Source organism: Paraburkholderia sp. 2C (assembly GCF_054589215.1).
This window is the reverse complement of the sequence record NZ_BAAILL010000042.1, coordinates 199,657-207,866: the sequence shown is the minus strand read 5'-3', so window position 1 is coordinate 207,866 and position 8,210 is coordinate 199,657. Positions and strand designations below refer to the sequence as shown.

Below are 8,210 nucleotides of genomic sequence, written 5' to 3'. Positions count from 1 at the left end.
GCAAACGGCCCGCATGGCGCTGCGTTGCCGGGATCGACGTCGATCCCGGTCGGCTTCGACGCGTTCACGCTTTCGCGCTGAAGTTTCGCGCTGAAAGCGAGATATTGCGCGCACCACCAACATCACGGCAGGCAAAGCGTGCGCAAAAACGGAGACAACCGGCATGCATTCATTCGACGACGACCTCACGCAGTTCGCTGCCACAGGCGCGCCGCCGCTACCCGCGAGCGCGCGTGAAGGGCATGTCGAGCATGACGGCGTAAGCATCTGGTACGCCGCCTGCGGAACGCGCGGCGACCACGTGCCCGTCGTGCTGCTGCATGGTGGCCTTGGTCATAGCGGGAACTGGGGTTATCAGGTGCCGGCGCTAGTGGCGGCAGGGCACGAGGTCGTCACGATCGACAGCCGCGGACATGGCCGCAGCACGCGCGACGCGCAACCGTATTGCTATGAACGGATGGCATCGGACGTCCGCGCGGTGCTCGACGCCTTGCGTATCGAACGGGCGGCGCTTACAGGATGGAGCGATGGCGCATGTACGTCGTTGATACTCGCGGCGCAAGCGCCCGAGCGCGTGGCGGGCGTATTCTTCTTCGGCTGCAATATGGATCCGGGCGGCGCAAAGCCTTTCGTCGCGACACCGGTTATCGACCGCTGCTTTGCGAGGCACGTAAACGACTACGCGCAGCTTTCGGCCACGCCGGACCAGTTCGACGCGTTCGTCGAAGCGGTCAGTACGATGCAGAAAACGCAGCCGAACTGGAGTGCGCATGAACTCGCGCAGATTCGCGTGCCCGTGACGATCGCGCACAGCGAACATGACGAATTCATCAAGCGCGAACACGCCGAGTATCTCGCGCGCAGCATTCCGGGCGCGCGGTGGCTGCTACTGGAGGGTGTCAGCCATTTCGCGCCGCTGCAACGGCCCGCACAGTTCAATCGCGCGCTGCAGTTGTTTCTTGCGCAACTGGTTTGAACGGAAGGGGCATCACCGCCGCCGCATCCTTTTGCAGATGATCGACGAGCATGCGCGCCGGCATCGGCAGCGTATCGAAGTTGCGTGCGACGATCACGAGCGGGCGGAATGCCCATGGTTCTTCGAGTTCGACGGCGCATATGCCGGCCGATTCCAGATAGGGCAGCACGCTTCCTTCGGGCAGCACGCCGATGCCGAGGCCCGCGCCGACCATATTGCGCACGCCCTCGAAGCTCGTCACCTCGATGCGCACGCGCATGCGCCGGCCCGCGCGCTCGGCGGCCGCGCGGCACAGCTTCGGAATCGATGTGCCGTACGGCATGCAAACGAAATCTTCGTCGAGTGTCTCGTCGAAGGCGACTCGCGCGCGTTCGGCGAAGCGATGCGCTTTCGGCACGATCAGCACGAGCTTGTCGACCCGATAGGGACGCACCTGCAGGTCGCCCGTCGCATCGCGCGAGGCCGCGCAAATGCCGAGATCGGCGACCCCGCTTGCGATGGCCTGCACCACTTCGTCGCTGGTCTTCTCGACCATATCGACGCGCACTTGCGGATTCACATGCAAAAACGAATTGAGCGCGGCGGGCAGATACAGCACCATCGCGGTGAAATTCACGTAAATGCGTGCATGGCCGCGCAAGCCTTGCGAGTACTCGGACAACTCGTCGGAGATCTGCTGCAGATGCTCGACAAGCCGCTTCGCGTGATGATAGAGTGCGTCCCCGGCCGGCGTGGCCAGCACGCCGCGGCTATGCCGATAGAGCAGCGGCGTGCCGGCCTCGGCTTCGAGATCCGACACACGCTTGCTGACCGCCGACGCGACCAGATGCATCCTGCCCGACGCCGCCGCGATGCTGCCTTCTTCGACAACGGCGACAAAAATCCGCAGTGACTCGATGTCGAAGCGCAGCGGACGCTCTTCGGTGGCGCGCATGCTCTAGCACCCTTCCATGTACGGGTTTCCCCCTGGTTTTGCGGTGGTTTTAGCGGCTCGCGACCCGCCATTGGCCATCCATCTCGATTGGCGATGGCTGCGCTGAATAATCAGAAATTCTCAAATCGCGCCGCAAACCGCATTCTATAACCCATCCAGCGCGGGGCGCAGGCGACACCAGGCCGTATCGGGGGCAATGAGCCATCGCGCGCCGCGACGCCCGCACGGACGGCGAAGGCCACTGCAAACCCGCAATGGTCCGATGCAATCCGCTCGCCCGCGGCTTTCATTTCATTCAATCCGTTGAACTCAATGGCATCGATGGACGCAACACTTTTCTCTCCCCTGAAGCTCGGCTCGCTCGAACTCGCGAACCGTATCGTGATTAGCCCGATGTGCCAGTACAGCGCGATCGACGGCTCGGCGAGCGCATGGCATCGCATCCATATCGGTAACCTGTCGCAAAGCGGCGCGGCGATGATGCTGCTCGAAGCGACCGCGGTCGAACCCGCGGGCCGCATTACGCCGCAATGTCTTGGCCTCTATTCGGACGACAACGAGCGCGCGCTCGCACGCGTGCTCGACGATGTGCGCGAATTCAGCGACATGCCGATCGGCGTGCAGCTGAACCACGCGGGGCGCAAGGCCTCGAGCGAACCGCCATGGCGCGGCGGCACGCTGATTGCCGTTGCGGACGGCGGCTGGCAGACTGTCGCGCCGTCGCCGATCGCGCAACGCGACGGCGAAGCGACGCCCGCCGGACTCGATCGCGACGGCTTGCAACGGATTCGCGACGCGTTTGCGGCGAGTGCGCGGCGCGCGGCACGGGTCGGACTGGCCGCGATCGAATTGCACTTCGCGCATGGTTATCTGCTGCACCAGTTCCTGTCGCCGCTTTCGAATCAGCGCAGCGACGAATATGGCGGCTCGCTCGACAACCGGATGCGTTTTCCGCTCGAAGTATTCGAGGCGGTGCGCGCCGTCTGGCCCGCGGACAAGCCGCTTGGCGTGCGCGTGTCGGCGACCGACTGGGTCGAAGGCGGCTGGGACCTCGAAGGGACGGTCGAACTCGCAAAGCGTCTGAAACAGCTTGGCTGCGACTGGATCGACGTGTCGACGGGCGGCTTGTCGCCGTTGCAGAAAATCCCGCTCGGGCCGCACTATCAGATTCCGTTTGCGAAGGCGGTGCGCGAGGCGACCGGCATGACGACGGTCGGCGTTGGCCTCGTCACGCAGGCCGCCGATGCGGACAAGGTCATTCGCGATGGCGAGGCCGATCTCATCGCGCTGGCGCGTGCGGTGCTGTGGGATCCGCGCTGGCCGTGGCATGCGGCGGCGGAACTCGGCGCGAGCGTGACGGCGCCGCCGCAATACTGGCGTAGCGAACCGCGCGGCGTGAACAAGGTGTTCAGCGGCGCGTCGTTCGGACAGCGGTAAAGGAAAGGCGCGGCAAGCCGGCGTAAGACCGGCGGCGGAGTGAAGTGACTATTCGGCACATAGCTTTGGCCAGGCTGGAACAAGTGCGGCATGGGATCAGAGTAAGCGCTAAAGCGCTAACTCTGATCGACGCGCCGCGCAGCTCCAGCCGGGCGCTGAAGCGCCAAGCTGGAACAAGTGCGGCATGGGATCAGAGTAAGCGCTAAAGCGCTAACTCTGATCGACACAGGAGACAAAGCGGATGGAACAAGGGCAAGTTGCGGTCGGCGCACGCGGCCGCTGGTACGACGGTCTGACGGCAATGCACTGGCGCGTGCTGCGCGCCAGCTTTCTCGGCTGGATCTTCGACGGCTATGAAGCACTCGTGCTGGTCGTCGTGCTCGCGCCAATGCTGCATTCGGTCCTGACGCCCGCGCAGGCCGCATCGCCGACCATCTACGCAGGACTCGTCATCGGCATTACGCTGCTCGGCTGGGGCATCGGCGGACTCGTCGGCGGTATTCTCGCCGACTACGTCGGCCGCAAGCGCATGATGCTGTGGTCGGTGCTGCTCTACGCGCTGCTCTCCGGTTTCACGGCGTTTTCCGATACGGTCTGGACCCTGTGCGCACTGCGCTTTCTGACCGGCCTCGCCATGGGCAGCGAATGGAGCACGGGCATCGCACTGCTGTCCGAAACATGGCCCGAGGAAGCGCGGGCGAAAGGCGCCGGCTTCCTGCAATCAGGCTTCGGCTGGGGCACGCTGACGGCTGCGGTCGTCTGGTACGCGATGTCGACGCTGCATCCGCTCGGCGCCGAAACCTGGCGGCTCATGTTCGTGCTCGGCGCGGTGCCCGCGCTGTTCGTGCTGTATATCCGGCGCGGCGTCAACGAATCGGAGAAATGGCAGCGCGCGGTGCGCGAGAAGCGCTGGAATGCGACGTCGGCATCGGCGCCGCCGCAACGAGGCGCGAGCGGAGCGGCAAACCCGGCGAAGAACGCCGACAAGCGGCCCTTCACGCTCGCACAACTGTTCAACGAACGCGAAGCCGCGCGCCGCACCCTTATCCTGCTCGTGCTCTCCATCGTCACGACGGTCGGCTGGTGGGCGATCTCGAGCTGGCTGCCCACTCATACGGTGGCGATCGCGAAAGCGCAAAACATCACCGATCCGCTGTCGTGGGGCTCGAAGGTATCGATCTCGTACACGGTCGGCGCGATCGTTGCGTATATGCTTGCGGGCTTTATCATCGATGCGGTCGGCCGTAAGGCGTTTTTGTCCTTGAGCTTCGTCGGCTCGCTCGTGACGACGGTAATCACCTACCGATTCACCTCGAGCGTCGAAGCGATGATGGTGGTCGCGCCGATCAACGGCTTTTTCACGCTCGGTTGCGCATACGTATGGATGGCAATCTATCCGTGCGAACTGTTCACGAGCACCGTGCGTTCGACCGCGATCAGCTTCGTGTTTAACGCGGCGCGTTTGATCGCATGGGTGTTTCCGATTGTCGCGGGCAGCATGATCAAGTCGTTCGGCGGTGTGCCGCAAGCGGCGCTCGCGCTCGGCTCCGTCTACGTGATCGGCATCGTGCTGCCGTGGTTTTTGCCGGAAACGCGCGGGCAGGGCATGCCTGACTAGCCGATAGCGTGCCCGCGTGAAGGCACGCGTGATGTTTCAAAGCGCGCGGCATTCGACCGTTTTCAGACGGTTGAATGCCGCGCGTGCTTTATGCTTCGTGTAATCGGGTTCGCGTGAAAGAATGACGGCATGACTGCGACGATCAGTCATCCGGAAAAAATCATGAAGGAGACACGATGCGCGATCTGTTCTTCAAAACCACCGCCCAGGCTGCGGCATTTCTGCTGACTTTTATCGTTGCCACGGGCGCATATGCGGCGGCGCCGGTCGGCGAACTTCACCGCACCGCGTTCGATCCGACGGCGAGCCTGCGCGACGCGCGGCATCGCACGCAATTGCGCATCACGGTCTGGTATCCGGCGAGCGCCGCTGCGATCGAAAAGCCCGTTACGATCGGCCCGCCCGACAACCCGCTTTTCAATGTCGGCACTGACGCACCGAACGCGCCTTTTGCGGCCGGCGCCAGGCGCCCCGTGATTTTGCTGTCGCACGGCTTCGGCGGCAGCGCGCGCGTGATGGGCTGGTTCGGCATTGCGCTCGCACGCGACGGCTATGTCGTCGTCGCGGTCGATCACCCCGGCAATAACGGCGCCGACCCGATGACGATATCCGGCGCATTGCTGTCGTGGGATCGCGCGGAAGACCTGCGCGTCGCCCTCGACGCAGTGGCGCGCGACCCCGTCGTCGGACCGCACGTCGATATATCGAGGCTTGGCGTCGCGGGCTTTTCGGCGGGCGGTTATACGTCGCTCGTGGCGGCCGGCGCACGGGTTCAGCCGAGCCGTCTCGAGCAGTTGTGCCGCGCGCATCCCGACGACGCGATGTGCGTGCCGCAACTCGAGTTCACGGTCACACAGCAGGACTACGAACGCGAGATCGAGCGTCCCGAGATTCGCGCCGCGTTCGCGCATGCGCAAGACAATCACGGCATCGCGCATGTTCGCGCGGTGTTCGCGATGGCGCCCGCGCTCGTGCAGGAGATCGACCCGGCGAGCCTCGAGGCACTGCGCGCGCCCGTGCGCATCGTGGTGGGCGACGCGGATACGGTTGCGCCCGCGCCGTCGAATGCCGTGGTCGCCGCCCGTCTGATTCCCGGCGCGATGCTGACACGCCTCGACGGCGTGACGCACTACGATTTCCTGGCGACCTGCACCGAGGCGGGGCGCGCAACGATACCGCCGTGCAAACAGGCCAACCGCCAGCAGGAAGTGCACCGGCTGGCGCTCGATGCGGCGACCGCGTTCTTCGAAGCGCAACTCGGCGCCGCCGCACGCTGAGCCAAACAACGAGGCAGCAAGGGTCGTAATCGAGCAGGGGCGGGAACCCTCAACCTGGTGTGGCGCTCGCATCGAGACGAAAGAACGCGATCGCCTGATTGAGCTGCCGCCCCTGGTCTTCGAGCGACTTGGAGGCCGCCGCGGCTTCCTCGACCAGCGCGGCATTCTGCTGTGTCACTTCGTCCATCTGCGTGATCGCCTGATTGACCTGTTCAATGCCCCTGCTTTGTTCGGTCGATGCTGCGGCGATTTCGCCCATGATGTCGGTCACCCGGGCGACCGCCTGCGTGACCTGGGCCATCGTCGCGCCTGCCTCGTTGACGAGCAACGAACCGTCGCGGATCTTCTGCACGGAGGCGTTGATCAGATCCTTGATTTCCTTGGCCGCGCTCGACGAGCGCTGCGCGAGGCTTCGTACTTCGCTGGCGACCACCGCAAACCCGCGGCCCTGTTCGCCCGCCCGGGCCGCTTCCACCGCAGCGTTCAGCGCGAGGATATTGGTCTGAAAGGCAATCCCTTCGATGATCCCCGTGATATCGGCGATCTTCGTGGAGCTCGTACTGATGTCGCCCATCGTGCCGACCACCTGACCGACCACCTCATTGCCCTTGCGCGCCACTTCGGATGCGTTGACGGAGAGCGAGCTGGCCTGCTGCGCGTTCTCGGCGTTCTGCCGCACCGTCGACGTCAGTTCGTCGATGCTCGATGCCGTTTCCTGCAGTGACGCGGCCTGCTGCTCGGTGCGAGATGAAAGATCGATGTTGCCCGAAGCGATCTGGCTCGAACCTGTGGCAATACTGTCCGCCGCGACGCGAACCTGCCCGATGAGCCTGACGAGACTGGCCTGCATGTCGCCCATCGACGCGAGCACGCTTCCGGCAGGCGCGCTCGTCGCGCCCGCGACCGGGCTCAGATCGCCCGCCGCGACGCGCTGCGTGACTTCGCCCAATGCACCCGGCTCGGCGCCGAGGGCGCGCAGCAAGCCGCGCGTGATGACGAGGCCCGCCGCGATTGCCATCGCGACGGCGGCAACGCAGATGGCCGTCAGCAGGTTCCGCTGCATCGCATAATGCTGCTCCGATTCGCGCATCAGTTCGTCTGCACGGCCATGCGTGTAGTCGGCGTAGTCGTTGGTTGCCTTGATCAGCGCGGCAAGCAGCGGCCGGCACTCGTCATTGATTTTCTTGACTGCCTCGTCGTGCTTGTTCGCAACGGCGAGGCTGACGATGGCGTTGGCAACGGGCGTATAAGCGGCCTCGATCCGGTTGATTTCGCCCACGAGTTTGCGGGCTTTTTCAGTCGTATTGGTCGCCGACGAGATCATCTCGTTGAGCTTGGCGAGGTTCGACTCGACGTCCATCTGCGCTTGCGCCTCGGCCGCTTTCTCCACCTCGAAATCGCTCGGCGTCGTAACCAGCGCCATGTTGCGTGCCGCAATCGCGCGCCGGTCAACCGCGGTTCGAACCTGCGCAGCGAGATTGCCGCGGGCGTTGACGCCCGATACGTAACTTGCGAACCGGTCGTTGGCGTCGTTCAGCGCTTTCAGCGACATGCCCGACACGATCAGAACGACGGCAGCAAGGACGCCGAACGACCCGGTCAGCTTTGCCTTTACCGACAGATTGTTGAGATTCATATTCGACTCCAGTTGTTTGCCTTGGTGTACGCGAGGAGGGCTTGAGCCGTTGGGGTCCGGAACACGTGCTCCGGATCGCGCACGACACCGATTCGATGTCCATGCATCTCGCATTACGGCGCGGCTGGACTTTGCTGGAGGGTGGCGAGGCCGACATTTCGAAGGCGCAAAGGTTTGCGCGCTATTGAATTTTTATATCGCGCATCGAGTGCGATTCCTCAGAGGATTTGGGCGAGAACGCCGCGTGCGTGCTTGCATCAGATCGTCCCTGCAAAACCGCTTGAACAAGTTGCGATCCGCAATTATATTGGTTGCATACCGCAACCAAATAA

5 protein-coding genes and 1 pseudogene are annotated in these 8,210 nt (G+C 64.0%); 4 read left to right on the top strand and 2 right to left on the bottom strand.

Annotated elements, in window-relative coordinates:
* The first annotated feature begins 163 nt into the window (after positions 1-163).
* Positions 164-976, top strand: a complete 813-nt coding sequence (locus ACYPXD_RS21005; protein ID WP_459715383.1) for an alpha/beta fold hydrolase — start codon at positions 164-166, stop codon at positions 974-976.
* Here ACYPXD_RS21005 and ACYPXD_RS21000 read toward each other — a convergent pair.
* Positions 936-1,910, bottom strand: coding sequence for a LysR family transcriptional regulator (locus tag ACYPXD_RS21000; RefSeq protein WP_459715381.1), 975 nt, complete (start codon positions 1,908-1,910; stop codon positions 936-938). The two genes, ACYPXD_RS21005 and ACYPXD_RS21000, sit on opposite strands and share 41 nt — an antisense overlap.
* Positions 1,911-2,231: 321 nt before the next feature.
* Between ACYPXD_RS21000 and ACYPXD_RS20995 the strand changes: the two genes are divergently transcribed.
* The 3 genes from ACYPXD_RS20995 (at position 2,232) to ACYPXD_RS20985 (ending at position 6,242) form a co-directional block, all read left to right on the top strand.
* Positions 2,232-3,347, top strand: a complete 1,116-nt coding sequence (locus tag ACYPXD_RS20995; RefSeq protein WP_459715379.1) for an NADH:flavin oxidoreductase/NADH oxidase — start codon at positions 2,232-2,234, stop codon at positions 3,345-3,347.
* Positions 3,348-3,588: 241 nt separating this feature from the next.
* On the top strand, positions 3,589-4,965 hold the full coding sequence (locus tag ACYPXD_RS20990) for an MFS transporter (protein WP_459715377.1): 1,377 nt from the start codon (positions 3,589-3,591) through the stop codon (positions 4,963-4,965).
* A 176-nt stretch (positions 4,966-5,141) separates the two neighbouring features.
* Positions 5,142-6,242, top strand: a complete 1,101-nt coding sequence (locus ACYPXD_RS20985) for an alpha/beta hydrolase family protein (RefSeq protein ID WP_459715375.1) — start codon at positions 5,142-5,144, stop codon at positions 6,240-6,242.
* Here ACYPXD_RS20985 and ACYPXD_RS20980 read toward each other — a convergent pair.
* Positions 6,161-7,878: pseudogene (locus ACYPXD_RS20980) on the bottom strand (methyl-accepting chemotaxis protein); the annotation flags it as partial. The gene ACYPXD_RS20985 and the pseudogene ACYPXD_RS20980 sit on opposite strands and share 82 nt — an antisense overlap.
* Positions 7,879-8,210: the final 332 nt, after the last annotated feature.

Coding starts and splice junctions, on each gene's coding strand:
- ACYPXD_RS21005 (WP_459715383.1), top strand. CDS start 164: ATGCATTCATTCGACGACGACCTCACGCAGTTCGCTGCCACAGGCGCG.
- ACYPXD_RS21000 (WP_459715381.1), bottom strand. CDS start 1,910: ATGCGCGCCACCGAAGAGCGTCCGCTGCGCTTCGACATCGAGTCACTG.
- ACYPXD_RS20995 (WP_459715379.1), top strand. CDS start 2,232: ATGGACGCAACACTTTTCTCTCCCCTGAAGCTCGGCTCGCTCGAACTC.
- ACYPXD_RS20990 (WP_459715377.1), top strand. CDS start 3,589: ATGGAACAAGGGCAAGTTGCGGTCGGCGCACGCGGCCGCTGGTACGAC.
- ACYPXD_RS20985 (WP_459715375.1), top strand. CDS start 5,142: ATGCGCGATCTGTTCTTCAAAACCACCGCCCAGGCTGCGGCATTTCTG.